This window comes from Actinomadura sp. ATCC 39365 (assembly GCF_054392275.1).
Genome location: NZ_CP184335.1, coordinates 5,683,156 through 5,709,708 on the forward strand (window position 1 = coordinate 5,683,156; position 26,553 = coordinate 5,709,708).

26 protein-coding genes and 1 pseudogene are annotated in these 26,553 nt (G+C 73.7%); 15 read left to right on the forward strand and 12 right to left on the reverse strand.

Annotated elements, in window-relative coordinates:
- Nucleotides 1-3 precede the first annotated feature (3 nt).
- The 5 genes from ACNF49_RS27790 (at nt 4) to ACNF49_RS27810 (ending at nt 6,554) form a co-directional block, all read left to right on the forward strand.
- Entirely contained in the window at nt 4-2,355 is a 2,352-nt protein-coding gene (locus tag ACNF49_RS27790; RefSeq protein WP_482939268.1) for an ATP-binding cassette domain-containing protein, read from the forward strand.
- On the forward strand, nt 2,355-3,134 hold the full coding sequence (locus ACNF49_RS27795) for an LLM class flavin-dependent oxidoreductase (RefSeq protein WP_482939269.1): 780 nt from the start codon (nt 2,355-2,357) through the stop codon (nt 3,132-3,134). The genes ACNF49_RS27790 and ACNF49_RS27795 overlap by 1 nt, the downstream gene beginning before the upstream one ends.
- Nucleotides 3,135-3,232: 98 nt before the next feature.
- The gene (locus ACNF49_RS27800) at nt 3,233-5,005 is read left to right on the forward strand and encodes an IlvD/Edd family dehydratase (protein WP_357977733.1); all 1,773 of its coding nucleotides are present in this window, start codon (nt 3,233-3,235) and stop codon (nt 5,003-5,005) included.
- Nucleotides 4,992-5,996 (forward strand): C-terminal binding protein, encoded by a 1,005-nt coding sequence (locus tag ACNF49_RS27805; RefSeq protein ID WP_482939270.1) that lies wholly within the window; start codon nt 4,992-4,994, stop codon nt 5,994-5,996. The genes ACNF49_RS27800 and ACNF49_RS27805 overlap by 14 nt, the downstream gene beginning before the upstream one ends.
- Nucleotides 5,997-6,146: 150 nt before the next feature.
- Nucleotides 6,147-6,554: a nuclear transport factor 2-like protein gene (locus tag ACNF49_RS27810; RefSeq protein WP_357977739.1), complete on the forward strand. Its 408-nt coding sequence runs from the start codon at nt 6,147-6,149 to the stop codon at nt 6,552-6,554.
- A gap of 19 nt (nt 6,555-6,573) precedes the next feature.
- Here ACNF49_RS27810 and ACNF49_RS27815 read toward each other — a convergent pair.
- The 3 genes and pseudogenes from ACNF49_RS27815 to ACNF49_RS27825 all read right to left on the reverse strand — a co-directional run bounded on the left by ACNF49_RS27815 (nt 6,574) and on the right by ACNF49_RS27825 (nt 9,064).
- A pseudogene (locus ACNF49_RS27815) lies at nt 6,574-7,133 on the reverse strand (GNAT family N-acetyltransferase).
- A 21-nt stretch (nt 7,134-7,154) separates the two neighbouring features.
- Nucleotides 7,155-7,862 carry a response regulator gene (locus ACNF49_RS27820; RefSeq protein ID WP_482939271.1) on the reverse strand — a complete coding sequence of 236 codons (708 nt, stop codon included), beginning with the start codon at nt 7,860-7,862 and terminating at the stop codon, nt 7,155-7,157.
- On the reverse strand, nt 7,847-9,064 hold the full coding sequence (locus ACNF49_RS27825; RefSeq protein ID WP_482939272.1) for a sensor histidine kinase: 1,218 nt from the start codon (nt 9,062-9,064) through the stop codon (nt 7,847-7,849). The genes ACNF49_RS27820 and ACNF49_RS27825 overlap by 16 nt, the downstream gene beginning before the upstream one ends.
- 155 nt (nt 9,065-9,219) lie before the next feature.
- Between ACNF49_RS27825 and ACNF49_RS27830 the strand changes: the two genes are divergently transcribed.
- Both ACNF49_RS27830 and ACNF49_RS27835 read left to right on the forward strand, forming a co-directional pair.
- Nucleotides 9,220-10,173: an ABC transporter ATP-binding protein gene (locus ACNF49_RS27830; RefSeq protein WP_482939273.1), complete on the forward strand. Its 954-nt coding sequence runs from the start codon at nt 9,220-9,222 to the stop codon at nt 10,171-10,173.
- Nucleotides 10,170-12,443, forward strand: a complete 2,274-nt coding sequence (locus ACNF49_RS27835) for an alpha/beta fold hydrolase (RefSeq protein WP_482939274.1) — start codon at nt 10,170-10,172, stop codon at nt 12,441-12,443. The genes ACNF49_RS27830 and ACNF49_RS27835 overlap by 4 nt, the downstream gene beginning before the upstream one ends.
- A gap of 9 nt (nt 12,444-12,452) precedes the next feature.
- On the opposite strand, the gene ACNF49_RS27840 is transcribed toward ACNF49_RS27835, so the two are convergent.
- Complete coding sequence (locus tag ACNF49_RS27840; protein WP_482939275.1) at nt 12,453-13,679, reverse strand: cytochrome P450; 1,227 nt, start codon at nt 13,677-13,679, stop codon at nt 12,453-12,455.
- 167 nt (nt 13,680-13,846) lie between these two features.
- On the opposite strand from ACNF49_RS27840, the gene ACNF49_RS27845 reads away from it, so the two are divergent.
- Entirely contained in the window at nt 13,847-15,490 is a 1,644-nt protein-coding gene (locus ACNF49_RS27845) for a YncE family protein (protein ID WP_482939276.1), read from the forward strand.
- A 31-nt stretch (nt 15,491-15,521) separates the two neighbouring features.
- Here the strand turns inward: ACNF49_RS27845 and ACNF49_RS27850 are convergent, their stop codons facing one another.
- Together ACNF49_RS27850 and ACNF49_RS27855 are read right to left on the reverse strand one after the other, a co-directional pair.
- Nucleotides 15,522-16,280 carry a class I SAM-dependent methyltransferase gene (locus ACNF49_RS27850; protein WP_357977761.1) on the reverse strand — a complete coding sequence of 253 codons (759 nt, stop codon included), beginning with the start codon at nt 16,278-16,280 and terminating at the stop codon, nt 15,522-15,524.
- Nucleotides 16,281-16,354: 74 nt separating this feature from the next.
- Nucleotides 16,355-16,927 (reverse strand): TetR/AcrR family transcriptional regulator, encoded by a 573-nt coding sequence (locus ACNF49_RS27855; RefSeq protein WP_482939277.1) that lies wholly within the window; start codon nt 16,925-16,927, stop codon nt 16,355-16,357.
- A gap of 82 nt (nt 16,928-17,009) precedes the next feature.
- Between ACNF49_RS27855 and ACNF49_RS27860 the strand changes: the two genes are divergently transcribed.
- Nucleotides 17,010-18,083, forward strand: a complete 1,074-nt coding sequence (locus ACNF49_RS27860) for a DUF2867 domain-containing protein (RefSeq protein WP_482939278.1) — start codon at nt 17,010-17,012, stop codon at nt 18,081-18,083.
- Between the two features lie 47 nt (nt 18,084-18,130).
- On the opposite strand, the gene ACNF49_RS27865 is transcribed toward ACNF49_RS27860, so the two are convergent.
- A complete protein-coding gene (locus ACNF49_RS27865; protein WP_357977770.1) occupies nt 18,131-18,556 on the reverse strand; it encodes a nuclear transport factor 2 family protein in 426 nt (141 codons plus the stop codon).
- 129 nt (nt 18,557-18,685) lie between these two features.
- Here ACNF49_RS27865 and ACNF49_RS27870 point away from each other — a divergent pair, with 129 nt between their 5' ends.
- From ACNF49_RS27870 to ACNF49_RS27880, 3 genes are all read left to right on the forward strand, one after another.
- Nucleotides 18,686-19,183 carry a GyrI-like domain-containing protein gene (locus ACNF49_RS27870; RefSeq protein WP_357977774.1) on the forward strand — a complete coding sequence of 166 codons (498 nt, stop codon included), beginning with the start codon at nt 18,686-18,688 and terminating at the stop codon, nt 19,181-19,183.
- 172 nt (nt 19,184-19,355) lie between these two features.
- A complete protein-coding gene (locus ACNF49_RS27875; protein WP_482939279.1) occupies nt 19,356-20,138 on the forward strand; it encodes a helix-turn-helix transcriptional regulator in 783 nt (260 codons plus the stop codon).
- Between the two features lie 77 nt (nt 20,139-20,215).
- The gene (locus ACNF49_RS27880; RefSeq protein ID WP_482939280.1) at nt 20,216-21,541 is read left to right on the forward strand and encodes a serine/threonine-protein kinase; all 1,326 of its coding nucleotides are present in this window, start codon (nt 20,216-20,218) and stop codon (nt 21,539-21,541) included.
- 13 nt (nt 21,542-21,554) lie between these two features.
- Here ACNF49_RS27880 and ACNF49_RS27885 read toward each other — a convergent pair whose 3' ends face one another.
- On the reverse strand, nt 21,555-21,872 hold the full coding sequence (locus ACNF49_RS27885) for a hypothetical protein (protein ID WP_357977782.1): 318 nt from the start codon (nt 21,870-21,872) through the stop codon (nt 21,555-21,557).
- Between the two features lie 172 nt (nt 21,873-22,044).
- On the opposite strand from ACNF49_RS27885, the gene ACNF49_RS27890 reads away from it, so the two are divergent.
- Both ACNF49_RS27890 and ACNF49_RS27895 read left to right on the forward strand, forming a co-directional pair.
- Nucleotides 22,045-22,854, forward strand: a complete 810-nt coding sequence (locus tag ACNF49_RS27890) for an alpha/beta fold hydrolase (protein WP_357977784.1) — start codon at nt 22,045-22,047, stop codon at nt 22,852-22,854.
- 22 nt (nt 22,855-22,876) lie between these two features.
- Nucleotides 22,877-23,782: a MerR family transcriptional regulator gene (locus ACNF49_RS27895; protein WP_482939281.1), complete on the forward strand. Its 906-nt coding sequence runs from the start codon at nt 22,877-22,879 to the stop codon at nt 23,780-23,782.
- Here the strand turns inward: ACNF49_RS27895 and ACNF49_RS27900 are convergent.
- Genes ACNF49_RS27900 through ACNF49_RS27915 form a run of 4 tightly spaced genes read right to left on the reverse strand, consistent with a single transcriptional unit; the run spans nt 23,666 to nt 25,852 of the window.
- Nucleotides 23,666-24,700, reverse strand: coding sequence for an alpha/beta fold hydrolase (locus ACNF49_RS27900; RefSeq protein WP_482939282.1), 1,035 nt, complete (start codon nt 24,698-24,700; stop codon nt 23,666-23,668). The two genes, ACNF49_RS27895 and ACNF49_RS27900, sit on opposite strands and share 117 nt — an antisense overlap.
- Before the next feature lie 29 nt (nt 24,701-24,729).
- Entirely contained in the window at nt 24,730-24,807 is a 78-nt protein-coding gene (locus ACNF49_RS27905) for a mycothiol transferase (protein WP_482945595.1), read from the reverse strand.
- On the reverse strand, nt 24,804-25,208 hold the full coding sequence (locus tag ACNF49_RS27910) for a mycothiol transferase (protein WP_482939283.1): 405 nt from the start codon (nt 25,206-25,208) through the stop codon (nt 24,804-24,806). Before ACNF49_RS27910 ends, ACNF49_RS27905 begins: the two co-directional genes overlap by 4 nt.
- Before the next feature lie 32 nt (nt 25,209-25,240).
- On the reverse strand, nt 25,241-25,852 hold the full coding sequence (locus ACNF49_RS27915) for a class I SAM-dependent methyltransferase (protein ID WP_357977795.1): 612 nt from the start codon (nt 25,850-25,852) through the stop codon (nt 25,241-25,243).
- A 100-nt stretch (nt 25,853-25,952) separates the two neighbouring features.
- On the opposite strand from ACNF49_RS27915, the gene ACNF49_RS27920 reads away from it, so the two are divergent.
- Nucleotides 25,953-26,531, forward strand: coding sequence for a helix-turn-helix domain-containing protein (locus ACNF49_RS27920; RefSeq protein WP_482945596.1), 579 nt, complete (start codon nt 25,953-25,955; stop codon nt 26,529-26,531).
- The last annotated feature ends 22 nt before the right edge of the window (nt 26,532-26,553 follow it).

Consider the following 26,553-nt stretch of genomic DNA (forward strand, 5'->3'; position numbering starts at 1 on the left):
GCGATGGGTAGATTGCGCAGAGTGGAAGATGAGGCGGTCAGCGGCATCCGGGTGCGCGGCGCGCGCGTGCACAACCTGCGGGACGTCGACGTGGCGATCCCGCGCGACGCGCTCGTGGCGTTCACGGGGGTCTCCGGGTCGGGCAAGTCGTCGCTGGCGTTCGGCACGATCTTCGCCGAGTCGCAGCACCGGTACCTGGAGTCGGTCGCGCCCTACGCGCGGCGGCTGCTGCAGCAACTGCCGATGCCCGACGTCGACGACATCACCGGCCTGCCGCCCGCGGTCGCGCTCGGCCAGCGGCGTTCCACGCCGTCCGCGCGGTCCACGGTCGGCACGCTGAGCCGGGTCTCCAACTCGCTGCGCATGCTGATGTCCCGCGCTGGCGCCTACCCGGCGGGCGCGCCGCGCCTGGACTCGGACGCGTTCTCGCCCAACACCGTCGCCGGCGCCTGCCCGCAGTGCCAGGGGCAGGGGGTGTTGCACGAGGTCACCGAGGAGTCGCTGGTGCCCGACCCGTCGCTGAGCATCGCGGAGGGCGCGATCGCCTCGTGGCCGGGCGCCTGGCAGGGCAAGAACCAGCGCGACATCCTGGCGACGCTCGGCTACGACATCCACGCGCCCTGGCGCAGCCTGCCGCGGGAGCAGCGCGACTGGATCCTGTTCACCGACGAGGAGCCGGTGGTCACCGTCCATCCCGTACGCGAGGCGGGCCGGATCCACCGCCCCTACCAGGGCAAGTACGCCAGCGCCCGGCGGCTGGTGCTCAAGGCGTACGCGTCCTCGGCCAGCGAGAAGAGCCGCCTGCGCGCCGAACGGTTCATGACCGCCCGCACCTGCCCGCTCTGCGGCGGGCGGCGGCTGCGTCCCGAGGCGCTGGCGGTCACGTACGCGGGCCGCACCGTCGTCGAGCTGGCCGCGATGCCGATGGGCGAACTGGCCGGCGTGCTCGGCCCGCACCGGGACGAACCAGGACCGGCGGGGGCGCTCACCCGCGACATCCTCGACCGCATCGACGTGCTGGACGAGCTGGGGCTGGGCTACCTGAGCGTCGCCCGGCCCGCGCCGACCCTGTCCAGCGGCGAGCTGCAGCGCATCCGGCTGGCCACCCAGCTGCGCGCCGGGCTGTTCGGCGTCGTGTACGTGCTGGACGAGCCCTCGGCCGGCCTGCACCCCGCCGACTCCGCCGCGCTGTCGGACCTCCTGCGCCGCCTGCGCGACACCGGCAACACCGTCTGCCTGGTCGAGCACGACATGGACGTCGTGCGCCAGGCCGACTGGGTGGTGGACGTCGGCCCCGGCGCGGGCGGCGACGGCGGGCGCGTCCTGTACAGCGGGCCGGTTCCCGGGCTGCGCGAGGTCGCCGGGTCGGTGACCCGCCGCTACCTGTTCCACACCGTCGTGCCGGAACGACCGGCGCACCGGCCGGCGGGCCGGCTGGAGCTGCGCGGGCTCACCCGCAACAACCTGCGGGACGTGGACGTCGACGTGGCGCTGGGCGTGTTCACCGCCGTCACCGGGGTGTCGGGGGCGGGCAAGAGCAGCCTGCTGGCGGCCGTCGCCGAGGCCGCCGCCGGGGAGCGGCGGGTGGTCTGGGTGAACCAGCAGCCCATCGGCCGTACCCCGCGCTCCAACCTGGCCACCTACACCGGCCTGTTCGACACGGTGCGCAAGCTGTTCGCCGCCACCGACGGCGCGCGTTCCCACGGCTACGGCCCGGCCCGGTTCTCCTTCAACGTGCCCGGCGGACGCTGCGAGACCTGCCAGGGCGAGGGCTACGTCGCGGTCGAGCTGCTGTTCCTGCCCACGACGTACGCGCCCTGCCCCGACTGCGGCGGCGCCCGCTACAACCCCGACACGCTGCGGGTGACCTACCGCGACCGCACGATCGCCCAGATCCTGGAGACGACGGTCGACGAGGCCACCGGCTTCTTCAGCGACGTCCCCGCCGTACGCCGCCCGCTGGAGACGCTGCACGAGGTCGGGCTCGGCTACCTGCGGCTCGGGCAGCCCGCCACCGCGCTGTCGGGCGGCGAGGCCCAGCGCATCAAGCTCGCCGCCGAGTTGCAGGGCCGCCGCGCCGAGTCCACGATCTACCTGCTCGACGAGCCGTCCACCGGCCTGCACCCGCACGACACCGACGTGCTCATGGACCGGCTGCACGACCTGGTCGGCGGCGGCGGCACGGTCGTGGTCGCCGAGCACGACATGCGGGTGGTGGCGACCGCCGACCACGTCATCGACCTCGGGCCGGGCGGCGGCTCGGCCGGCGGCACGGTGGTGGCCGCGGGCACGCCGGCCCAGGTCGCCGCCAGCCCGCGCAGCCGTACCGCGCCGCACCTGAAGGGCCTGCTGTGATGCGCCGCGCGTTGTACCTGCCGCCGTTCGGGGAGCTGGCCGATCCGCGGGTGCTCGCCGACCTGGCCGCCCGCGCCGAGGACGCCGGGTTCGACGGCGTCTTCCTGTGGGACCACGTCGTGCGCCCGCTGAGCCCCGGGCTGGCCGTCTGCGACGCCTGGATCGCCCTGGCCGCGATCGCCGCCGCCACCGAGCGCATCCGGATCGGCACCAGGGTCACGCCGCTGTCGCGGCGCAGGCCGTACGAGGTGGCCAGGCAGGCCGCCGCCCTCGACCACCTCAGCGGCGGGCGGATGGTGCTCGGCGTCGGGCTGGGTTCGGACAACGGCGGGGAGCTGAGCAGGCTCGGGGAGACCGGCGGCCCGCGCGTCCGGGCGGAGATGCTCGACGAGGGCCTCGACGTCATCTGCCGGCTCTGGACCGGCCTGCCCGTCCGCCACCGGGGCCGCCACTACCGCATCGACGACCTGGCGTTCCAGCCGCAGCCCGTGCAGCGGCCGCGGATCCCCGTCTGGGTCGCCGCCCAGTCGGTCAAGCAGGGCCCGCTCCGCCGCGCCGCCCGCTTCGACGGTCTCTGTCCCGAGACCACCCCGATCGGGCTGCGGGAGATGCTGGCCGTCGTCGCCGAGCACCGGGGCGGGCTCGAGGGCTTCGAGGTCGCGGTCGGAGTGCCGCCGGGGGTGCATCCCGGCCCGTACGAGGACGCGGGCGCGACCTGGTGGCTCACCGAGTTTCCCGAGGTCAGCAGCGTCGAGCAGGTGATGGCGGCGATGATCTGAGGCGTTTGGGCGGTGGCGGCGGCAGGGTAGGCCAGTCATCGCCTGCCCGAGGTGCACCGACACCCGGCCGGCGGCCCGCGCGAGTGAGGAGCGAGCTGATGCGTCCGACCGGGCATCCCGAGAGCGGCGGCCTGCGCAGCCAGGCCTGGTGGGACAACGCCGGCAATCCGGAGATGACGGCTCTCTACCTCGAACGTTTCCTCAACTTCGGGCTGACCCCGAAGGAGCTCCAGTCCGGCCGGCCGATCATCGGCATCGCCCAGACGGGCAGCGACCTCGTGCCCTGCAACCGCCACCACCTCGCCTTGGCCGACCGGGTCAGGGACGGCATCCGCGACGGCGGCGGCATCCCGCTGGAGTTCCCCGTCCATCCGCTGCAGGAGACCGGCAAACGCCCGACCGCCGCCCTCGACCGCAACCTCGCCTACCTCGGGCTGGTCGAGGTGCTCTACGGATATCCGCTCGACGGTGTCGTCCTGACGACGGGCTGCGACAAGACCACGCCCGCGTGCCTGGCCGCGGCGGCGACGGTGAACCTCCCGGCGATCGTCCTGTCCGGCGGGCCGATGCTCAACGGCTACCACCAGGGCAGGCGCATGGCCGCGTCGGGGTCGGGGCTGGTGATCTGGCAGTCGAAGCGGCTGCTGGCCACCGGCGAGATCGACTACGACGAGTTCATGGCGCGCGTGGCCGCCTCCGCGCCCAGCATCGGCCACTGCAACACCATGGGCACCGCCCTGTCGATGAACAGCCTGGCCGAGGCGCTCGGCATGTCGCTGCCGTGCTGCGCGGCGATCCCGGCGCCCTACCGCCGCCGGGCGCAGATGGCCTACGACACGGGCCTGCGGGCGGTGCAGCTGGTACACGAGGACCTCACCCCGCGCAAGATCATGACCATGCGGGCCTTCGAGAACGCGATCGTCGTCGCCTCGGCCATCGCCGCCTCCACCAACGTGCCCATCCACGTCAACGCCATCGCCCGGCACGCCGGGGTGCCGCTGACGATCCACGACTGGCAGCGCGTCGGAGCCGACGTCCCGGTGCTGGCCGACGTCGCCCCCGCCGGCGAGTTCCTGGGGGAGGACTTCTACCGCGCGGGCGGCGTGCCCGCCGTCATGCGGTCGCTGCTGGCGGCCGGGCGGCTGCACGGCGAGGCCATGACCGTCTCCGGCCGTACCGTGGCCGAGAACCTGGCCGACGCCCCGCCCGCCGACCCTGAGGTCATCCGCCCCTACGACGACCCGCTCGCCGCGCGTGGCGGGCTGCTCATCATGACGGGCAACCTGTTCGACTCCGCGGTCATGAAGACCTCGGTACTCGGCGAGGAGTTCCGCACGGCCCGCGACTACCGCGCGATCGTCTTCGAGGGGCCCGAGGACTACCACGCCCGCATCCAGGATCCGGAGCTCGGCGTGGACGAGAGCTGCATCCTCGTCATCCGCTACACCGGGCCGATCGGCTACCCGGGGTCGGCCGAGGTGGTGAACATGGAGGTGCCGTCCGCGCTGTTGCGGCTGGGCGTCACCACGGTGCCCACGCTCGGCGACGGCCGCCAGAGCGGCACCTCCGACGCGCCGTCCATCCTCAACGCCAGCCCCGAGGCCGCCGCCGGGGGCAACCTCGCCATCCTGCGCACCGGCGACCTCGTGCGCGTCGACGTGGACAACGCGCGCGTCGACGTGCTGCTCACGGAGGAGGAGATCGCCGACCGGTGGGCCCGCCACACGCCGCCGGCGCTGGAGAACCAGACGCCGTGGCAGGAGATCTACCGCGCCACGGTCGGGCAGCTCGACGGCGGGGGATGCCTGGAGCTGGCCCTGTCGTACCAGGACCTCGTACACACCAAGGGGATTCCCCGTGACTCGCACTGACGCCAGAGGCACCATCATGATCGCCGACTCCGACTTCGGCGACGTGGACATCGAACGCGCGATCGTCGAGAGCGCCGGGTTCGAGCTCCGCGCCGAGCAGTGCAAGAGCGAGGACGAGGTGATCGAGAAGGGCCGGGACGCCGACGGCGTCCTGACCCAGTACGCCCGGATCGGCTCCCGAGCCGTCGACGCCCTCACCCGCTGCCGGGTGATCGCCCGCTACGGCACGGGCGTGGACATCGTCGACGTCGAGGCCGCGACCAGGCGCGGCATCCAGGTCACCAACGCGCCGAACGAGTGGTGCGCCGAGGAGGTCGCCGACCACGCCGTCGCGCTCTGGCTGGCCGCCGCCCGCAAGATCTGCGAGTACGACCGCGCCACCCGGCGCGGCGTGTGGCGCTGGCAGACCGGCGAGCCGATCCGGCGGCTGCGGGGGCGGGTGTTCGGGCTGCTGTCCTTCGGCGCCATCGCCCAGCTCATCGCCGCCCGCGCGCGGCCCTTCGGCGTCGAGGTCTGGGCGCACGACCCCTTCATGGACGACGCCGAGCTCCTGCCGCACCACGTGCGGCCGGTGTCGTTCGACGAGCTCGTGGCGGGCGCCGACTACCTGGTGATCCAGGCGCCGCTCACCTCGGGGACGCACCACGCCTTCGACCGCACGACGCTGCGCAGGATGAAGCCGGGCGCGGTCCTCGTCAACACCGCGCGCGGCCCGATCGTGCAGGACGAGGCGCTCTACCAGGCGATCGCCGAGGGGTGGATCGCCGGCGCGGCCCTGGACGACCTGGAGGAGGAGCCGGCCAAGCAGCGTGACTGGCGTCCGGACAACCCGCTGTTCACGCTGCCCGGCGTGATCGTCACCCCGCACGCCGCCTACTACTCCGAGCAGGCGGTCGAGACGGTGCGGCGGTTCGCCGCGGAGGAGGCCGTACGGGTGCTGACCGGGCAGGCGCCCCGCAGCCCCGTGAACGACGTGACGGCCCGGCCCTGACGGGCGGTCGTGTGGTCCCGGCGCCGTAGCCGCGCGGGGACGTACGACGGCGGGAGTAGCGCCGACCGTCTCCGGCCGTACGACGACGGCGGCGGGCGCGGGCGGCGAGGATCGGGACGGCAGCCACCCCCACTCACTCAAGGACGCTTCATGGGCATCACCTGCGAGCGCGACCTCGCCGACTTCCTGACCACCTACACCCGGGACATGGCCGTCTCCGCCGAGGAGCCCGCCACGATCATCGACCGCTACTTCGTGCCGGACTTCGAGTACTGCAACGACGGGCTGGTGATCGACCGGCAGCGCATGATCGACCATGTCCGCCCCGTCCGGCGGAACGTCGACACAGAGGCGATGGCCGCCGGCGACCGGGCCGGTGTCGAGATCCACGAGACGCTGGTCTCGGGCGACCGGATCGCCGCCCGCTGGACCCTGCGCACCAAGCTGCGCAAGGGCAGGACCTTCGCGGCGGAGATCTTCATGTTCGGGCGCCTGGCCCCGGACGGCCGCATCCGCCGGATCGACCAGACCACCAGGCAACTGGACGAAGCCGGGTAGCCGCGGATCCGGACGCGGTTCAGTCCTTCCGGCGGCCGGCCCGCCATTCCGGGGCGAGCACGGACCAGACCTCGACGTCGTGCCGTACGCCCCGGAGGGGTAGCTCTCGCGCAGGACGCCGTCCTTGCTCATCCCGAGCCGCCGGGCCACGGCGATGCTGGCGGTGTTGCCCGCCGCGGCCTGCCACTCCACGCGGTGGATGCCGCGTTCCTCGACGGCCCAGTCGATGATCACGCGGACGGCCCTGGTCACCAGGCCCCTGCCCGCCGCCGACGGCTCCAGCCAGCAGCCCGCCTCGGCGGTGCCGTGCCGGACGTCCATCGTCCGGAACAGCACGCCGCCGACCAGCCTGCCGCCGGCCCAGATGCCGTAGATCCGACCGGTGTCGGCCGCGGCCTTGTCCGCGTACGCCTGCAGCACCGACCTGGCGGACCCCACGTCGGTGACGAGGTCGGGCAGGGAGATGAACCGGCCGATGAACTCGCGTCCGCGGTCCATGTGGCTCAGGAACTCCTCGGCCCGCCAGGGCTCCAGCGGACGCAGCTCCGCGCCGTCATCGCCCAGGGAGATCGCGAACATTACTGCCTTTCCGTCCCAAATTCACCCGTCTTGCGGGGAAATCCTCTCACCGGCAGTCCGCGGCGTTGATCCCGGCGGGACGGGCACGGCCTGCAGGTAGGTCAGCACCGCCATGACGCGCCGGTTGTGGTCGTCGGACGGAGGAAGGCCGAGCTTGGCGAAGATGTTGTTCGTGTGCTTGCCGACCGCCTTGTCGGTGACCTGGAAGTGCGCGGCGATGGCCAGGTTGGACAGGCCCTCCGCCATGAGCGTCAGCACCTCACGCTCGCGGGGCGTCAGCGCGGCCAGCGGTTCGTCCCGGTCGCGGCGGGTCAGCAACTGGGCGACGACCTCCGGGTCCATCGCGGTGCCGCCCGCGGCGACCTGGCGCACCGCGTCGACGAACCGGTCGACGTCGCCCACCCGGTCCTTCAGCAGGTAACCGACCCCGCCGGAGCGGTCGGACAACAACTCCCTGGCGTACAGCTGCTCCACGTACTGCGACAGGATCAGCACGGGCAGCCCCGGCACCCGGGCGCGTGCCTCCAGCGCGGCGCGCAGGCCCTCGTCGGTGAAGCCGGGCGGCAGCCGCACGTCGATCACGGACACGTCAGGACGGTGCCGGACCAGCGCCGCCAGCAGCATGGGCCCGTTGTCCACCGCCTCCACGACGGTGCAGCCGTGCGCCGACAGCAGGCGGACCAGCCCGTCCCGCAGCAGCGCGAGATCTTCGGCTATGACAACGCGCACGGGACCTCCATGGTCAGTTCGGTCGGGCCGCCGGGAAGGCTGCTGACGGTGAGCGAGCCGTCGAAGGCCGACAGCCGCTCCTCGATGCCGCGCACGCCGGTGCCCCGGTCGCGCCGGACCGGGCCCCGGCCGTCGTCGCCCACGGTCAGCCGGAGCACGCCGGCCGTGTGCCGCAGCCGCACCCAGGCACGGGAGGCGCCGCTGTGCTTGGCCACGTTGGTCAGCGCCTCGGCCGCGGCGAAGTACACGGCGGACTCCACCGGCGGCTGCGGGCGGCCGGGCAGGTCGATGTCGATCTCGACCGGCATCGGGCAGAGCAGCGCGGACGCCTCGATGGCGCCGGACAGGCCGCGATCGGTCAGCACGGGGGGATGGATGCCGCGCACCAGGTCGCGCAGGTCGCTCAGCGCCTGGCCGGCGATCTCCCGCGCCTCGTCGATCATCCGCAGGGTCTCGTCCGGGTCGCCGGAGCCGCGGGCCAGCCCCAGGTGCATGCGGATGGCGATCAGCTTGGCCTGCGCGCCGTCGTGCAGGTCGCGTTCGATGCGGCGCAGCTCGGCCGCGCGCGCGTCGACCAGCGCGGCCCGGGACACGGTCAGCTCCCGGATCCGCGTGTCCGGCGTGGGCCGGGCGTCCAGCAGCCGCCGCGCCAGCCGCGCCTGGCCGGTACGGAACAGCGGGACGGCCATGAGGACCACCACGGCGATGGCCACGGTGGACATGCTCAGGGCGAACGTGTTGAGCAGGCTCGTCTCGGCCGGCCGCAGCCGGAGGAAGACGTAGTCCAGGGCGGACAACATCGCCCACACCGCCACCACGGGGGCGGGCCCGGTGACGCCGTGCACGGCCAGCCAGGCCAGCTCCCGCCACCTGCCCGGATCGCCGGAGCCGTCCACGGCGCTGTTCCCGTCGCTGTTCCTGTCGCCGTTCGCGTCGCCGTCCAGGCCGAGCGTCCGGCCCGCCCAGCGGCGCTGGAACCCGGCCAGGCGGCGGGCGGCCCCGAGCAGCCGGCCGAGCGGCGCCCGCCCGAGACCGGCCACCGGCACCAGGACGGCACAGACCGGCACCAGGACGAGCAGCGCCAGCGCGGCCACGCCGGTGACGGCGTTCAGCGCCAGGCCGGTCACCGCGTTCAGCGCGTACGCCGCCAGGCCGGTCACCGCCCGCCACGCCGGCCCGCCGGGCCGGGGTCGTCTCCCCATCACAGATGCAGTCTGCCCGGTCGGCGAGGAGAAGGCGGTGGGGCCGGCCCCACCACCCGGGGTGGCGTTCTCCCACCCCGCCGGTGGGCGCGCCCCCATGGAGGCCGAGGCCGCGGCCCGCGAGGCTCGACGAGACCAGCCGACGAGGGGGAGACGTGATCGAGGTAAGAGGACTGACCATGCGCTACGGCCGCACACTCGCCGTGGACGACCTGAGCTTCACCGTGAGACCGGGCCTGGTGACCGGATTCCTGGGCCCGAACGGCGCCGGGAAGTCCACGACCATGCGGGCGGTGCTCGGGCTGGAGGTGCCCGCCGCCGGCGCGGCGCTGGTGGACGGGCGCCCCTACGCGTCGCTGCGCCGGCCCATGCACACGCTGGGGGCGCTGCTCGACGCCGGAGCGGTGCACGGCGGCCGCACGGCCCGCGCCCATCTCGGCTGCCTGGCACGCAGCAACGGCATCGGCCCGCGGCGGGTGGCCGCGGTCCTCGGCCAGGTCGGGCTGGAGGACGTCGCGGACCGGCGGATCGGCGGGTTCTCCCTCGGCATGAAGCAGCGGCTGGGCATCGCGGCGGCGCTGCTGGGCGATCCCAAGGCGCTGATGTTCGACGAGCCGCTGAACGGGCTGGACCCCGAGGGCATCCGCTGGATCCGCGACCTGCTGCGCTCGCTCGCCGCCCAGGACCGCGCCGTCCTGCTGTCCAGCCACCTGATGAACGAGCTGGCGCTCACCGCGGACCACGTCGTCGTCGTCGGACGCGGCCGACTGATCGCCGACACGACCACGGACGCCCTCGCCGCCCGTTTCCAGCGCGACGTCCTGGTGCGCGCGACACAGCCGGAACGGCTGACGGAGATCCTGCGCGCGCACGGCGCGACCGTCACCGCCCAGCCCGCGGACCCGCCCGCGGACGACCCGCCCGGGACCGGCGGCCTGTCCGTACGGGGGCTGGACGTTGCCGGGATCGGCGACCTGGCGCTGCGGGCCGGGATCGCGCTGCGGGAGCTGACCCCGCGCAGCGCGTCGCTGGAGGAGGCGTTCCTGGAGCTCACCGAGGACAGCGTCGAGTACGGCGCCCGCCCCGTCACCGCGGAGGCGGCCCGATGACGGCCCGGACGACGGACGCCGTCGCCGCCGAGTGGCTCAAGCTGCGCTCCCTGCGCTCGAACGCCTACCTGCTGGCCGTCTCCCTGCTCGCCGTGCTGGCCTGCGCCGGGGTGGCGTACCTGATGGCACGGGGGTTCGACCACCAGACGGCCGAGGAGCGGCTGCGCTTCACCGGCACCGGCAACGGCCTGGGCACCGGACTGCCGGTCGCCTACTTCGTGTTCGGCACGCTGGGCGCCCTCACCATCACCTCCGAGTACGCCACCGGGATGATCAGGACGAGCCTGGTGGCGGTGCCGCGGCGGCAGCTGTTCCTGTTCGCCAAGGTCCCCGGACTGGCCGCCGTCACCCTGGTCGCCGGTCAGCTGCTGGCGTTCGCCATGCACCTGGCCGCCCAGGCCGTGCTCGGCGAGCGCGCCGGTCAGGTGCTGCTCGACGGGCAGACCCTGGGCACACCGCTCTCCGACCCCGGGGTGCTCACCTCGGTGGTGGCCGCCGGGCTGTCCATGGCGGCCGCGGCGCTGATCGGGCTGGGGGTGGGCGCGGCGCTGCGGTCCACCCCCGGGAGCCTGGTCGCACTTGTCATGATCTTCCTGGTGCTCCCGGTCGTCGCCCAGGCCCTGCCGTCGCCGCTGCGGGCGCGGGCCGGGTCGTACATGATCGAGAACCTGCCCGCCCAGATCGCCGGGGTGGGCGGCGGCCTGCTGCCCCCGGCGGCGGCGGCCGCGCTGCTCCTGGCCTACCTCGCCGCCGCGCTGACGGCGGGCGCGGCGGTCACCGCGTCGAAGGGGGGCAAGGGCAGGGTCCTGGCCGTGGGCGCCGCCGCGACGCTCCTGACGGGCCTGGTGGCGGTGCCCGCCGCCGGCGACTCGACGCACGCCGGACCGTCCGCGCCGGTCTGGCGGCCGTGCGCGGACAAGGACGCACCCCGGGACATGCGGTGCGCCTCCGTCCAGGTGCCCGTCGACTGGAGCAGGCCGGGCGGACGGAAGATCGTCGTCCCGCTCGGCCTCCTGCCCGCCTCCGGCAGCCGACGCCGGATCGGCACGGTCTTCTCCGTCCCCGGTGGCCCCGGCGCGTCGGGCATCGACGACCTGAAGCAGTTCCAGGGGAAGTTCGCGGCGTTGCGTGACCGCTTCGACGTGGTCAGCTTCGCCCCGCGCAACACGGTCAAGCCCGGCGGCGCACTGCCGTACGAGTGCCTGGCCACCGGCCCGTGGATCACCCTGCCGCGCGACCGCGCCGAGTACGCCGCTCTCGCCCGGACGAACCGGGAACACGCGCAGCGGTGCCGCGCCGCCGACCCGGGGCTCTTCGACCACATGGACTCGGCCTCCGTCGCCCGGGACATCGAGGCGGTCCGCGTCGCCCTGGGCGAGGACCGGCTGAGCTTCCTCGCCAACTCCTACGGCGGACGCCCCGCGGCGGCCTACGCCCGCCTGTTCCCCTCCCGCGTCCGCGCCATGGTCATGGACGGCGCCGCCGGCCACGCCGAGGACACCACGGCCGGCGAGCCCCGCATGTACGCGCGGGCCGAGCGGCAGCTGCGGCGCTTCGCCGCCTGGTGCCGCACGGCCACGGCCTGCGCCCTGCACGGCCGGGACGCGGGCGAGGTGTGGCGCGGCCTGGTGACCGGCGCGGACCGCTCACCGGTGCCGGTGCGGAACGATCCGTCCGGGGCCGCCTACACCGGGTTCGACCTGAAGGTCGCCGCCGCCCCCAGCTTCACCTCACCGGGCCAGGAACCCGACGTGCCGCGCTGGGTGCAGCTCGCCGCCGCGATCGACAAGGCCGCCGACGGCGACGCCTCGGGGTTCGCCGACTACGTGCGGCAGGCGTCGGGCAGCCCGAAGGTTCCCTCGCTCGCCGGGCAGAACATGACCCAGTGCCTGGACGGCGCGGGATACGGCAGCTACGCCGCCTACCGCGAGGCGCTCCGCAGGGCGCAGGAGCTGTCGCCGGACTTCGCCGGGCAGCGGGCGTGGTGGCCGCTGGCCTGTGCCGGCTGGCCGGCGCCGGTCACCAATCCGCCGGCGCCGCTGCCCGTCCGCGGCCTGACGCCGTTCCTGGGGGTCGGCAGCTGGACGGACCACGACGAGGTGGCGGAGGTCATCCGCCCCGTGCCGGGCTCGTCCAGCGTCCGGTACGAGGGGCACGGCCACATGCTCTACCTCTACGGCAGGACCGGCTGCGTCACCGCCCACGTCAACCGCTACCTGACGAGCCTGCGGCTCCCGCCGCCCGGCACCACCTGCCAGGCCACCGGATGACCGCCGGCCTCACCAGGTCACGGGGAGCTCGTACACCCCGTACACCTGGCCGTCGTGCTTGAAGGGGATCTTCTCGAACTCGGTGGCCAGGGCGAGGGTGGGGACGCGCCTGTAGAGCGTGCCGTAGGCGACCTGCAGCTCCAGCCGGGCCAGGGGCTGGCCCAGGCACTGGTGGACGCCGAAGCCGAAGGCCACGTGCCGGCGGGCGTCGCGGCGCACGTCCAGCTCGTCCGGGGCGGGGAAGATCTCGGGGTCGCGGTTGCCGATGTCGTTGGCCACGATGATGCCCTCGCCCGCGCGGATGATCTGGCCGCCGACCTCGATGTCCTCCTTGGCCACCCGGCGGCGTCCGCCGTGGGTGATGTTCAGGTAGCGCAGCAGCTCCTCCACCGCGCCCGCGATCAGCGCCGGGTCGTCGCTCCCGCGCAGCAGGGCGAGCTGGCCGGGATGGCGGAGCAGCGCGAGGGTGCCGAGGGCGATCATGTTGGCGGTGGTCTCGTGGCCGGCCACCAGCAGCAGCACGCCCATCTGGGCCGCCTCCTGCCTGGTCAGCTCGCCCGCCGTGACCCGGGCGGCCACCTGGGACAGCAGGTCGTCGCCGGGGCGGACGAGCTTGTCGCCGACCAGCCCGTCCAGGTACTGCCTCAGACGCCCGCCCGCGGCCGTCCGGTCCTCGACCGACACGTCCCGCCTGACGATGATCTGGCTGTTGTCCTGGAAGAAGCCGTGGTCGGCGTACGGGACGCCGAGCAGCTCGCAGATCACCAGCGACGGCACCGGCAGCGCGAACGCCTCCACCAGGTCCACCGGTCTCGGCCCGGCCAGCAGGTCGTCGATGAGGCGGTCGACGATGCGCTGCACGGCCGGGCGCATGGTCTCGACCCGTTTGACGGTGAACGCCCCCTGCACCATGCGGCGCAGCCGGTGGTGCTCGGGGTCGTCCATGAAGACGAAGCTGATCGTGTTGTCGGGCCGGTCGGGCGCCGTGATCGGCAGCGGGTAGCCGGGCCGGGTGACGTCGGAGCTGACCTGCGGATGGCTGAGCACCGCCTTCTGCTCGGCGTAGCCGGTGACCAGCCACACGGTGCCGCCGTCGCGCAGCCGTGCCCGGGTCAGCGGCGTGTCCTGCCGGAGCGCCTGCAGGGCCGGCGGCGGGTCGAACGGGCACGCCGCCGCCCTGACACCGGGGAACTCGGGCAATGCGCCGGACATGTCCTGATCCGGGATGGCCGACATGACGGTGTTCCTTCCGCTCGTCGGGGCACGACGGCGCTCATCGACTTCCGGCCTGACGCACCAGCGCTCTCCTCGGTCATGTCCAGTAACCGACGCGCGCTCCCGTAAGTCAAGCGACTGCCTGGACGGCCTCCATGGCCCGGTGCGCTGGACGGCACCACCCCGCTATGCGAATATGTGTTCGATTAGCGAAGATCGTGGCGGCGGCCCTGCTCGTCACCCAGACGCCCGCCGCCGCGACCGCCGCGACCGTCTCCGACCTCGGCGTCGCCGGGGAGGGCGGCGACGTGGTGGCGCGCAACAGGAAGGTCTTCGTCGCCGCCGGCGACCGGATCGTGGTCACCTCCACCGACGGCAAGGTCGTCGGCACGATCCCCGGCCTGTCCGGCGCCGTCGCCCTGGCCTCGCCGGAGGACGGCAAGAGGGTGTACGCGGCGCTGCGCGACTCGAACGAAGTGATCGAGATCGACAGCACCACGCTCGCCGTCATCAGGCGCATCGACCTCGCCGCCTACCCGTGTCCGTCGAGCCTGGCGCAGGAGTACGACCGGCTGTGGATCGGGTTCGGGTGCGGCGGAGCGGGCGGGGGAGGCGTCCTCGGCCTCGTCACGTCGGCGGCGACGCCTGTGCTCGTCCGGGTCGGACCGGCCACGACCCGCGCTCCGCTCGTCGCCGTCGCCGGGAACACGCTGGTGGCCGGGGAGTCCGGGGTCAGCCCCGCCACGGTCGAGGTGTACGACATCGGCACCACGCCCCCGACGTCGCGCGGGAAGATCACCGGGGACGCGAACGGGCTGCCGGCCCTGCGGGACCTCGCACTCGCCGAGCACGGGGCGACGGCGCTGTCGGCGCTGGACGACACCCGCCGGTTCGACGCCTGGGACACGACGGCCCTGACGCGGGGCCGCGCCTACGACCGCAACGGATTCGGCGACCAGGGGATCCCCGCCACCGTCGGGGCCAGCCCGGACGACGCCTACGTCGTGGGCGGCTGGAACTCCCCGGCGGGCGACGCGGCCGAGCTCGTGGTGTACGACGCGACCACCGCGGAGGTCATCTACACGGCCGCCCACCAGGGGAAGGCCGTGGTGGCGGGCAGCGTCGAGTTCTACGGCACGGTCACCTTCGCGGTCCTGAAGGAGCCCGGCACCGGCCGCATGCACCTCTGGCGGCTGCCGCCCTCGCCCTACCACTCCTCCACGCTCACCCTGACCGCTCCCGCCAAGGTGACCGCGCTCAAGGAGTCGGCCTTCACCGGACGGCTCACGCTGAGCAGCGGGCTGCCGCCCGGCGTGCAGACGCTCGAGCTGTACCGCTGGCTCCCCGACGGCACCTCCAGGCCGTTCACGGAGGTCACCACGGCGGCGGACGGGACCTACCGGTTCACCGACGCGCCGCCGTCCACCGGGGCGCTCAAGTACCAGCTGTACTGGCCGGGCAACTCATGGTTCCGGGGGAGCGGCTCCTCGGCGACCGTCACGGCGGGCCTGTACGAGCCGACGCTCACCGTGACCGGACCGGCGACGGGCGACGTCGGCACGCGCCTGGCGTTCAGCGGCACCTTCGGCGCCGACGGCATCACCTTCCCGCGGACGATCATGACCGTCTCGCTGCGGGTCGTCGGCCCGGACGGCACCGTCACCTCGAGGAACGTGGCGAAGCCGGTCCCCGCCGCCGACGGGTCGTTCAGCTTCGCCGACACGCCGACCACGGCCGGTGAACACACCTACACCGTCAACCTGGTGGGCAACTCGACCGTGGAGTCGGCGCGCACCACCCACGTGGTCACCGTCCACCAGGCGCCCGCGTGACGTCCTGAAGCGGGCGGACGGCCGGGCCGCTTCAGCCGGCTTCCAGCACGAAGAACAGGAAGCTCAGGAACCGCGCGCCGGTGATCTCGCGGAGCTCCTCGGGGAACAGCTCGCGGGCCTCCGGCGCGTACGGCGGTTCGCTGATGACGCTGATGCGGAAGCCCGCCGTGGTGAAGGCCTCGGTCATCGCGTGCAGCGGCCGGTCCCAGAAGCTGAGCCGGCCGGTCTGCCCGCCCATGGTCCATTCCTCGACCCGGTTGCGGATCCCGAAGTAACCGGGCCTCTCCCCGGCCTTGTGCTGCGTGAGGGTGATGGCGAAGGGGTGATCGACCGAGACGAGGAGCCGGCCGCCGGGCCGCAGCACGCGGCGCAGTTCGGCCAGCGCCGGCCCCCAGTCCTTCAGGTAGTGCAGCACCAGCGACGCGATGACGTCGTCGAAGGTGTCGTCGGGGAAGGGCAGCGGGCCGGCCAGGTCGGCGACCCGCAGGTCCGCGTCGGCGCCCAGCCTCCGCCGGGCCATCTCCAGCATCCCGGCGCTCGCGTCGAAGCCGGTGACGACGGCGCCTCGATCGCGCAGCTCGGCGAACAGGGGGCCCGAGCCGCAGCCGGCGTCGAGGATGCGCCGGCCGGTCACCTCCCCGGCGAGCTCCAGCATCGCGGGCCGCTCGTAGTACGCGTTCACGAGGCTGGTCTCGTTCTCGGCCGTGTAACCTTCGGCGATCGCGTCGTAGGCGTTGCTCTCGGGTGAGTCCGCGACGCGGTTCTCGGGCATGGTCGTCATATGGGCCATTTTGGCCCGCCTGTCACAAGGTGCGCAGAGATTCGGCCCTTTGCCGTGGCCGAGCGCACGTCCGCGGGGCCTGGCTAGTCTCCCGCCTTGTCGAGCAGCAGACCGGCCGCCCGGGCGAGCACCTGCGCCCGGGTGCGGCCACCGTGGTCGGCGGCCAGGAAGTGTTCGCCGATCGCCACGCAGAAGGCGAGCAGGCTGCGTGCCTCGACCTCCTCGGGGTCGGAGCAGAAGCTGCCGATCATCTCGCGCAGCAGCGCCATGCGCCGGTTGTCCACCCGCCGCAGGCGTTCGGCGACCGCCTCGTCGCGCCTGGCCCAGTTGCGGACGGCGAGGTCGATGGGCAGCAGGCGGTCGTCGGAGAAGGTGAGCACGCCCGCGCGCCTGATCTTGGTCTTCGGGTCGCCGCCCTCGCGTTCGACGCGCTCGATCACCTCGTCGGTGCTCTCCCGCTCCCAGGTGTCCAGCATCGCATTGAGCAGCGCCTCCCGGTCGGCGAAGTATCCATAGAACCCGCCCTTGGTGACGCCGAGCCGCTTGGCCAGCGCCTCCACGCGCACCGCGTCGGGGCCGCCGGCGGCCAGCGCCCGCAACCCCTCCTCGATCCACCCCTCACGTGTCGTACGGACCGCGCCCACAGTGTGTGCCACCTCACTCGGAATACATATATACGCCACCGTATAACCGTGGTTAACCTCAGTATATACGGCAGCGTATAGATCTGGAGGGATCATGAGGCTGGCGAACGCCGCCCACACCGGCCGGCCCTGGCGCATCCACGACATCGCCGCGGGTTTCGAGCTGGAGGACGTCTGGCTGATCCGCACCCCCGGCGCCGGACGGGAGGACTTCTCCGCCGTGCTCGCCGCGCTGCGCGACTCCAGCGGCGGTCCCTTGCCGCTGCGGCTGCTGCTCGCGGCGCGCTGGAAGCTGGGCGCCCTGCTCGGCTGGGACAGGCCGTCGGCGGGCGTCGGAAGGCGCGTCCCGTCGTTGTGCGACCGCCTGCCCGCCGACCTGCGCCGGGCCCCGCGCGGCTCCGACGCCGGCCTGGCGCCCTTCTCCCCGGTCTACGCGCTGGACGACGAATGCGCGCTGGAGCTGGCGAACCGCACCGTGCACGCGGTGATGCACCTGGCGTGGGCGCCGGCCGCCGGCGGCGGGCGCGAGCTCCGCATGGCGGTCCTCGTGCGCCCCAACGGCCTGCTGGGACGGTGCTACATGGCCGCCATCACGCCGTTCCGGCGGACCCTCGTCCTGCCGGCCTTCGTCCGGCGGCTGGAGCGCGCCTGGCGGGAGCGCGGCACGGGCGTCCTGGAGTCCGCCGTCGGGACGGGCGACCTCCCGCCGTCCGCCCGCGCGCTGAGCTCCTTGCCCGTCATTGACTACGCCGACCACTTCGCCCTCGCCACGGACGCCCTCGCCACGGACGCCGCGGATGCCGGGGCGACGGCGGAGCGGTGGGCGCGGGCGATGTTCGGCGACGTGCCCAGCGCGGCGGAACAGTTCATCTGGCGGGGTCTCCTGGGGCTCCGGCTCGTCCCCGGCCGATCGCCCGCCACCGTGGCCGGGTGGCGGATCACGGCACGTGGTGACGACTGGATCCGGCTGGAGACCGCGTCCTGGTTCCTGACCGCCAACCTCGTCGTACGGGCGGCGGACGGCCGGGTGTCGCTGACCACCCTCCTGCGCTACGACCGGCGCCTCGGGCGCGTCGTGTGGCCGCCCCTGTCGGCGATCCATCGCCGGCTGGCCCCCGGGGTGCTCCGCGACGCCGCCGCGAGGATGACCCGCGGCGGCGTCCGGTAGCGCCCGGTCAGGCCGCCGGAGCCGCACCCTGACCGGGGACGGCGGGGTCAGCCGCGCCTGGCGGACGGCCAGCCGTGCCCCCAGCCGCCCTGGACCATGGTCTGGAACGCCCACCCGTCCTCGGTGCGCACCAGCAGGTCGGCGTAGTGCATGCGGTGCTCCTCGCCCTCGATCGTCATCGTCGCCTCGGTCTCCACGACCACCAGGTTCCGGCTGACGAAGCGCGGGGTGCGCGTCGAGCGCAGGTCGAGCCCGGCGGTGCCGCCGCCCATGGCCTGCTTCATGCCCTCGACGTACTCGGCCCGCGTCCACTGGCGGACGCTCGCGTGGCCGTCGGGCACGTCGGTGGCCACGTTCATCGGGAAGACCGCCAGGTCGGCGAGCCGCTCGATCGCGCCCTCCTCGGCCAGCGCGTCGTAGGCGGCGAACCAGTCGTCGATGTTCTTCAATTCCTCGGCGCTCGGCTGGTACATGCTGCTCCTCCCCAAGTCGTACAACGTACCGTACAGTATACGGAAACTAGTCGCGCACCGATGTTCAAGCCTCGCCCCGACCGGTTCGGACAGGATGAGACGCGACCAGCCGGCCAGGAAAGGACGACGATGACGCAACAGCCGCACGGGCCCACGTTCGAGATCCTCCACCGCGGTCCCCGGACCACGGTGAGCATCAGGACGACGGTCGCGATCGCCCGCCTGGCGGAGGCTCAGGGTGAGGGGTTCGCGGAACTGTGGAAGTACACCCAGGAGTCCGGCGTGAGAGTGGATGGACAGCCTTTCGTCAGGTACCACACCTTCACCGACGGCGAGACGGACGTGGAGGTCGGCGTGCCCGTGGCCGGACGTCCGGTCAGCGCGGGACGTGTCGCCGCCGCCGAACTGCCGGGCGGCACGGCCGTCGCCACCTGGCACCTCGGATCGCACGACAGTCTGGGCGAGACCTACGCCCTGCTGGACGCATGGCTGAAGGAGCACGACCGCGAGCCCGACGGCGGGGCGTGGGAGATCTACCACTGGTTCGACCTCGACACGCAGCCCGATCCGGCGAGCTGGCCGGCCCCCGAGACCTGGCGCACCCAGCTGATCCAGCCGATTCGCTGACGCCGGTCGTCCGCCGCCGGAGCCCCACCGCCGGCGTCGCGCTCCGCAGGCGATCGCGCGACCGGCCCAGGTGTTGCCGAATCGCGATGATCTCGACGCCGGTGAGGGCGATCGGGCGGCGAGTCTGGATGTCATGTGGCGACAGGAGCTCGGCAAGGATCCAGGCTTGGGCGTGTCCGTCCATGACATGCGCAGTGGAGGGCAGGTCAAGGGCTGGTCGCCGTGGGCTCCGGACGTCGGCCACGCCGTGGTGCTGATGCGGATGGGCGGCTTCCGCCGGCACGCGTCGGGGCAGGACTCCTTCCTCGACGCGGCCGGCGGCTACGTGACCAGCGAGGGGCTGGAGGAACGCTTCGCCTATCCGTCGGCGGGCGAGATCCGCTACACCTGGATCGCGTTGACCCCCGACGCCTACGACGAGCACGTCGCGGGCGTCCAGGGCGCCCCGGGCTGGATGCTGGCGATCACCGCCCTGCTCGACCTGCGCCATCGCGAGCTGCTGTCCGCCTGCAGGAAGGGCGCCGACCGCCTGGAGGTGGGTGAACGGGTGCAGAGCCTGCTGGCGGCCCTCCCGCCCCGGACCGAGCGGCCCGGCCCCGGCATGCCGCCCACGACGCGGGTGATCCACCGCCGCATGACCGTCGCCGTGCAGGAAGCGCTCTCCTGCGGTCATCTCAACGACGGAGTCGAGGACCTGGCGCGGCTGGTCGGCGCCTCGCCCAAGCATGTCGGCCGGATCTTCCGCCACGTCACCGGGCGCACGATCAGCGAGTACCGCAACGAGCTGAGGGTGCGGGCCGTGCTGGAGCACCTGGCCGACGGCGGCGCCCAGCTCGCCGAGCTGGCCACCATGTACGGCTTCGCCGACCACGCGCACCTGACCCGGACGGTCCGCAAGCATCTCGCCGAGACGCCCAGCGCCCTGCGCGCCCGCCTCGACCCCGGCGAACTCTGATCGTCAGGTGACCCGCCGGCCACCCCGTCCAGTGGCTATTGTGATCACCGTCATACAGGGCAAGAGGGCGGATGGTCATGACATCGGCGCAGCCTGGTCACCTGGTCGGCGGACGTTACCGGCTGGTCGCCCTTCTTGGCGCCGGCGGGTTCGGGCAGGTCTGGCGCGCCCACGACCAGGTCCTGGACGTCGCGGTGGCGATCAAGGAACTGCGGCTGCCGCCCGGCCTGCCGCAGGCGGAGCAGGACAGGCGGCTGGAGCGCACCGCGCGCGAGGCGCGCAACGCCGTCCGGCTGCGGGCGCACGAGAACGTCGTCGCCGTCCACGACGTCGTCCAGGACGGGCTGCCCTGGATCGTGATGGAGCTGGTCGAGGGCCGGTCACTGCAGGAGCACCTCGACACGCACGGGCCGTTGCCGGTGGACCGCGTCGCACAGCTGGCCGCCGGGCTGCTGGCGGCGCTCGGCGCGGCGCACCGGGCCGGGATCGTGCACCGCGACGTCAAACCGGCCAACGTCATGCTCGCCACGGACGGCAAGGTGCTGCTCACCGACTTCGGCATCGCCGTCCACACCGCCGACACCGCCCTGACGACCGCCGGGATGCTCGTCGGCTCACCCGAGTACACGGCCCCCGAACGGCTGCGCGGCGCCGACGGGCTCCCGGCCGGTGACCTGTTCTCCCTCGGCGTGACCCTCTACCAGGCCGTCGAGGGCGTCTCGCCGTTCCGCCGCGACACCCAGCCGGCGACGCTGACCGCCGTCCTGCTGGAGGAGCCCCCGCCGCCACGTCGGGCCGGCCGGCTCACGCCGCTCATCACCCGGCTGCTCGACAAGGAGCCGCACGGCCGGCCGACCGCCGAGGAGGCGCCGGCCCTGCTCGGCGGGCAGCAGCCGGGCCGGGTCGACGCCGGGGACCGCACCAAGGTCCTGCCGCCCGCCGAGGTCCCCCGGCGGGGGTGGCAGCGCAGGGCTGTCACGGTGATGACGGCGGCCGTCGCCGTACTGGCGGTGCTCGGTCTCACGAAGGTGCTCGGCCTCGTCGAAGCCGGCGACCCCTGGCATTACATGAGCTCGCTGGCGACGGGACACCGTTGGGGCGCCGCCCTCGCCGCCGTCCTCGTCGTCGACGCCGGCCTGGCCGGCCTGCTGTGCGCCCGGGTCGCCCGGTTCCTGGCGCCGGTCACCGGTACGACCGTCGCGGTCGCCGGAGGAGCCGCGGGGTTCCTCGCCGGGGCCGCAGCCGTGGCGCTCGCCTTCGACGGCATCGCCGTGTTCCTGGCCATGGCCGGCGTCGAGCGTGGCGACCGGATCTGGGTGATCCCGTTGATCGTGATCACGTCCGTCCTGGTGCTCACGGCCGGTTGGGCCTGGGAGTCGAGGCGCCGGACGCACCCGTCGTAGGGGCGCCCGCCGGTCAGCGGGGCCGGCTGAGGGCGGCCTCGGCCAGATCCGTCCACTTCTCGGCCGAGGAGTGCGGCACGACCACCCAGTCCTTGACCACCCTGCCCTTTCCCGAGGGATCGAACAGGCACGCCCCGGCCAGCTCCAGCGCGGCCGCGTGCTCAGAGGTGTCCCTGACCAGCCGGAACACCATCGCGCCGTCACGCTGCAGGCTGGCGAACACCTTGCCCGCCTGATCCTTGAGCGCCGGCCTCCCCATCATCCTGGAGACCTGCACCCCCAGGTCGGCCAGCTCGGCGCCGACCTGAAGGAAATCCTCTTCCGCGCTCATCGTCAGTCGGCCCCAGACTCCATGGCGGCGCAGGCCGAGCGGCTCGGCTCCCGCACTCCGGCAGAAACGGCGATCAGGTTAGCAGGATCATGCCGAACCGGGAGAACTCGCGCCCCCGGGCCGCGTCCGGCGCTCTTCCCCTGACGCAGGGTCAATGTCCCAGCATGGGGGCATGACCTCTCCCACCAGTACGAACCGCCCGCCGTCCGGCGAGCTGACGGCCCACCACGACGGCCTCGCGATCCCGCTGTCCCGCGGCGGACGGGGACGCCCGCTGGTGTTGTGCCCCGGGCTGAACTCGACCCAGGCCGACCTGCGCGAGCTGATCGGGCTGTTGCGGCGCGACCACGACGTGGTGACCTTCGACCTGCGCGGCCACGGCCGCACCCCGGCCGCGGACCGGTACTCCTTCGAGGCGTTCCTCGGCGACCTGGACGCCGTGATGGCCCGGGTGGGCCGGCTCGGCCTCGACGAGGCCCCCGTGCTCGTGGGGTACTCGCTGGGGGCCGACCTGGCCGTGCACCACGCCGCCGGGCATCCCGGGAGCGTCGCCGGGCTCGTGCTGATCGACGGGGCGAACCCGGTGCCCGAGCCGTTCCTCACCGAGGACGTCCTGCCGGAGTTCCGCGCGATGTGGGAGCAGCTGGCGGCGCAGCAGCTGAGCCGGCGCGGCACCCCGCGCCAGGTGCTGCTCACCGCGCGGCAGATCCTCGACCTGAACGTCGAGATCGACGTGGTCCGGTCCGGGATCCTGTCCCGGTACGGCATGATCGACCGGCCGATCAGCATGATCATGTCCACCTCGATGGCGGGCGAGGGCGGCGAGCCGGCCGCGCGGTTCAACCGGAACTGGCGGGCCGGGATCGAGCGGCTCGTCCGGCGGCAGCCGCGCATCGCCACGACCTGGCTCGACGCCGACCACGGGCTGGTCTTCACGCACGCCCCCGAGATCGCCCGGATCATCCGGACGGCGGCTTCTTGACGACCCCTGGAAGGCTGGACCCATGCTGACGATCGGCGAACTGGCCTCGTACGCGGGGGTGACCGTGCGGGCGGTGCGGCACTACCACGCCAAGGGGCTGCTGCCGGAGCCCGGGCGCGACCGCCACGGCTACCGCAGGTACGACGCCGCCGCCGTGGTCGAGCTGATCAGGATCCGGACCCTCGCCGAGGCCGGGGTGCCGCTCGCGCGGGTGCGGGAGCTGCTGCGCGCCGGCGAGGAGGAGTTCGCCGCCGCGCTCGCCGACATCGACCGGCAGCTGCGCGCCGAGATCCGGCGGCAGCAGCGCCACCGGGAGCGCATCGCCCGGCTGGCCGCCGGGGACGGCCTGGCGCTGCCGCCGGAGGTGGTCGGCTACCTCGACCGGCTGCGGGCCCTCGGCGTGGACGACCACATCGTCCAGGCCGAACGCGACGGCTGGATCCTGCTGGCCGCGCACTCGCCCGGACGCGTGCCGGAATGGATGGCCCGCAAACGGGAGCAGCTCGCCGACCCCGACTTCGTCGGCTTCTTCCGCATCCTGGGCAAGGCGCTCACGCTGTCCGCCGACGACCCGCGGCTGGCCGAGCTGGCCGGCGAGCTGGCCGCCTGCCTCACCCGGCTGACCGGCGAGCAGGGTGAGGGGTACGTCGACGACCTCGACGTGGAGCCGCAGTTCGTCCGCCTGATGGACGCCCTGGCGTTCGACGCCGTCCCGCCCGCCCGCCGGCTGATCGAGCTGCTGCGCCGGCAAGGCTGGTCCGGCTGGTCCAAGCTGGCGCGGGTGGACCCGCCGTCCTGGTCGTCGGCCGGGTCAGCCGTCGAGGAACCGCTCCAGCTCCGCGGTGACGAAACCGGGATTCTCCTCGACGAGCCAGTGCCCGGCGCGCGGGACGTCCACCGCGCGGACGATCCTGGTCAGGCGCGGTGACACCGTGGCCCGGATCGCGTCGAGCTGCCCCTGGGCGGTCATGAGCAGCGCCGGGACGCGTACCGGCGGCGCCGCCGTCGTGTCGCGCACGTCCTGGTCCAGGGTGCGGTAGAGCTCGAAGCCGCCCGACAGGGCCTGCGGCCGGCTGTAGGTCCGGGCGTACTCGGTGATCTCGGCGTCGGTGAACGGGGAGCGCTCCGAGGTGCCGCCGAACGCCGTTCCGCCGTAGGAGACCTGGGGGTAGAACAGCGCCAGGTACTCGCGGACGTCGTCGCCCACCACCGCCTCGGGCACCCGGCGCTGGGAGTGGAAGGCGATGTGCCAGCTCAGCGACCGGTAGGTGGCCGCGTCGACGGCCGGGCCGGGCAGCGGCAGGTCCAGGTAGCCGAGGCGGGCGGTGTCGGCGGGGAACCGGCTCGCGTACTGGAACGCCACCGCGGCGCCGAAGTCGTGGCCGACGACGGCGGCGTCCCGGATCCCGAGCCGCCCGGCGATCAGCTGGTGCACGTACCGCGCCAGCGTGGCCTTGTCGTAGCCGGTGGGCGAGCCTTCGCTGTCGCCCAGCCCCGGCAGGTCCACGGCGTAGACGGTGTGGTGCCGGGCCAGGTCCGGCATGATCGGCCACCAGCCGTACCAGGTCTGGGGCCAGCCGTGGATCAGCACCACCGGCGTGCCGGTCCCGCCCTTCACGTAGTGCATGCGCACGCCGTCCACCTCGGCGAACTCGTGCCGGAACGTCTTGCTGAACCGCGGGTCGTCCTGGGTGGCCGTGGTGTGGGAGGCGGCGGCGGGCGGGGGAGCGGCGGCCGACGTCGAGCAGGCGGCGGCCAGCGGGAGCAGGAGGGCGAGCGCGACGGTCGCCGCCGTGCGCGCGGATCGGGCGAGGCGGCCCGGCGACGGCCGTGGAGCGGTGGTCATGTGGTCCCGTCCTGAGAAGAGTGGCGGCGTCAACGGCCGGTGCTGCCGTCGATGAGTTCGCGGAGGATGTCGGCGTGGCCCGCGTGCCGGCCGGTCTCCTCGATCATGTGGGTGAGCGCCCAGCGCACGCTGGGGCGGGCCGGCCCGGCCGTGGGCGGGGGACCGGCGCACCGAGGTCGGAGCAGGTGTCGAGCACGGCGTTCGCCTGCTCGACCGCCTCCCGGTAGCGGGCGACGACCTCGGCCACGCCGTCCGCCGGGTCGGCGTGGAAGGTCGCGGGCCAGGCGGTGACCTCCGCGCCGAGGAAGATCGCTCGTTCGACGTGGGTGACGTGGTTGAGCAGGCCGAGCAGGTTCGTGCCCGAGGGCACGGCGGCGGTCCTCACCTGCGGTTCGGGGGCGTCCTCGACCTTCGCGGCGATCGAGGAGCGCAGGTGGTCGAGGAAGCCGCGCAGGGTCTCGATCTCGCTGCCTCCGGTGCGGGGCGGCGGGGTGTCGCGGCGGCGCACGGTCGTCTCCTTTCGTGGTCGTGTCGTGGTGGTCAGGCGGTGCGGCGGAGCACGAGGACGTGGTCGGTGACCTCGGCGGTGCGCCCGTCCGGCCCGGTGGCGGTCCGGCGGGGTGCGTCGGCGCGCTCGGTCGTCCAGGCCGCCGCGTCCAGCGCGAGGTCCGCGGCCACCTCGCGCGGGCCCGGGTGCCGTACGCCGGGGTCCTGGTTCCACGACCAGGGCGCGGTCGAGCCGTGGTCGACCACCAGCAACCGGCCGCCGGGGCGCACGGCGCGGGCGGCCGCGCGCAGGACGCTCGCCCGGTCCAGGTCGCCCGGGGTGTGCAGGTAGTGGGCGCAGATCAGGTCGAACTCCCCGGCGGGGAAGGACGTGCCCAGGTCATGCCGTACGGGGGTGAGCCGGTCGGCCAGCCCGTGCCCGCGGGCCAGGGCGGCCAGCCGCTCGACCGCCACGGCCGAGACGTCGGCGGCGGTGACCCGCCAGCCCCGCCGGGCCAGCCACAGGGCGTCGCCGCCCGCGCCGCATCCCAGGTCCAGCGCGTCGCCCGGCGGGAGGTCCGCGACCACCTCGGTGAGGCGGACGTTCGGCCGCGGATCGGCCGCCGGGGGACGGGCGGCGTACACGTCGTCCCAGAACGTGCTCATAGGTGCTCCTTCCGTGGGTGTGGGAGCAATCCGACCAGCCGCCCGCCGATCTGGCACGAAAACTTGCGGTTATGGCAAGATGGCCGTCGTGCACGACGACATGGACGAGGTGCTGGGCGCGGTGGGCCCGCGCCTTCGGGCCCTGCGCCGTCACCGCGGCATCACCCTCGCCGAGCTCGCGACCACGACCGGCGTCTCGGAGAGCACGCTGTCCCGGCTGGAGAGCGGTCAGCGCCGGGCGACGCTGGAGCTGCTGCTCCCGCTGGCCCGCGTCTACGACGTCCCGCTCGACGACCTGGTCGGCGCCCCGCGCACCGGCGACCCCCGGATCCACCTCAAGCCGATCACCCGGTTCGGGATGACCTTCGTGCCGCTGTCCCGGCGGCCGGGCGGGGTCCACGCGTTCAAGATGATCATCCCCGCGCGGCCAGGACCGCTCGAACCGACCCCGCAGACCCACGACGGCTTCGAATGGCTCTACGTCCTCACCGGGCGCCTGCGGCTCGTCCTCGGCGACCGCGACCTCACGCTGCCGGTCGGCGAGGCGGCCGAGTTCGACACGTCCATGCCCCACTGGCTGGGCAGCGCCGACGGCGGCACCGTCGAGCTGCTCATCCTGTTCGACCCCCAGGGCATGCGCACCCACATCCACGCCGACCCGCACCGGCCCGCCCACTGAGCATCCGACGGGCCGCATTCGC

Bases quoted from the DNA above. Each gene is read 5' to 3' on its own strand.
- ACNF49_RS27790 (WP_482939268.1), top strand. From the start codon at position 4: ATGGGTAGATTGCGCAGAGTGGAAGATGAGGCGGTCAGCGGCATCCGG.
- ACNF49_RS27795 (WP_482939269.1), top strand. From the start codon at position 2,355: ATGCGCCGCGCGTTGTACCTGCCGCCGTTCGGGGAGCTGGCCGATCCG.
- ACNF49_RS27800 (WP_357977733.1), top strand. From the start codon at position 3,233: ATGCGTCCGACCGGGCATCCCGAGAGCGGCGGCCTGCGCAGCCAGGCC.
- ACNF49_RS27810 (WP_357977739.1), top strand. From the start codon at position 6,147: ATGGGCATCACCTGCGAGCGCGACCTCGCCGACTTCCTGACCACCTAC.
- ACNF49_RS27825 (WP_482939272.1), bottom strand. From the start codon at position 9,064: ATGGGGAGACGACCCCGGCCCGGCGGGCCGGCGTGGCGGGCGGTGACC.
- ACNF49_RS27835 (WP_482939274.1), top strand. From the start codon at position 10,170: ATGACGGCCCGGACGACGGACGCCGTCGCCGCCGAGTGGCTCAAGCTG.
- ACNF49_RS27840 (WP_482939275.1), bottom strand. From the start codon at position 13,679: ATGTCGGCCATCCCGGATCAGGACATGTCCGGCGCATTGCCCGAGTTC.
- ACNF49_RS27845 (WP_482939276.1), top strand. From the start codon at position 13,847: ATGCGAATATGTGTTCGATTAGCGAAGATCGTGGCGGCGGCCCTGCTC.
- ACNF49_RS27850 (WP_357977761.1), bottom strand. From the start codon at position 16,280: ATGGCCCATATGACGACCATGCCCGAGAACCGCGTCGCGGACTCACCC.
- ACNF49_RS27860 (WP_482939278.1), top strand. From the start codon at position 17,010: ATGAGGCTGGCGAACGCCGCCCACACCGGCCGGCCCTGGCGCATCCAC.
- ACNF49_RS27865 (WP_357977770.1), bottom strand. From the start codon at position 18,556: ATGTACCAGCCGAGCGCCGAGGAATTGAAGAACATCGACGACTGGTTC.
- ACNF49_RS27870 (WP_357977774.1), top strand. From the start codon at position 18,686: ATGACGCAACAGCCGCACGGGCCCACGTTCGAGATCCTCCACCGCGGT.
- ACNF49_RS27880 (WP_482939280.1), top strand. From the start codon at position 20,216: ATGACATCGGCGCAGCCTGGTCACCTGGTCGGCGGACGTTACCGGCTG.
- ACNF49_RS27885 (WP_357977782.1), bottom strand. From the start codon at position 21,872: ATGAGCGCGGAAGAGGATTTCCTTCAGGTCGGCGCCGAGCTGGCCGAC.
- ACNF49_RS27890 (WP_357977784.1), top strand. From the start codon at position 22,045: ATGACCTCTCCCACCAGTACGAACCGCCCGCCGTCCGGCGAGCTGACG.
- ACNF49_RS27895 (WP_482939281.1), top strand. From the start codon at position 22,877: ATGCTGACGATCGGCGAACTGGCCTCGTACGCGGGGGTGACCGTGCGG.
- ACNF49_RS27900 (WP_482939282.1), bottom strand. From the start codon at position 24,700: ATGACCACCGCTCCACGGCCGTCGCCGGGCCGCCTCGCCCGATCCGCG.
- ACNF49_RS27905 (WP_482945595.1), bottom strand. From the start codon at position 24,807: ATGATCGAGGAGACCGGCCGGCACGCGGGCCACGCCGACATCCTCCGC.
- ACNF49_RS27915 (WP_357977795.1), bottom strand. From the start codon at position 25,852: ATGAGCACGTTCTGGGACGACGTGTACGCCGCCCGTCCCCCGGCGGCC.
- ACNF49_RS27920 (WP_482945596.1), top strand. From the start codon at position 25,953: ATGGACGAGGTGCTGGGCGCGGTGGGCCCGCGCCTTCGGGCCCTGCGC.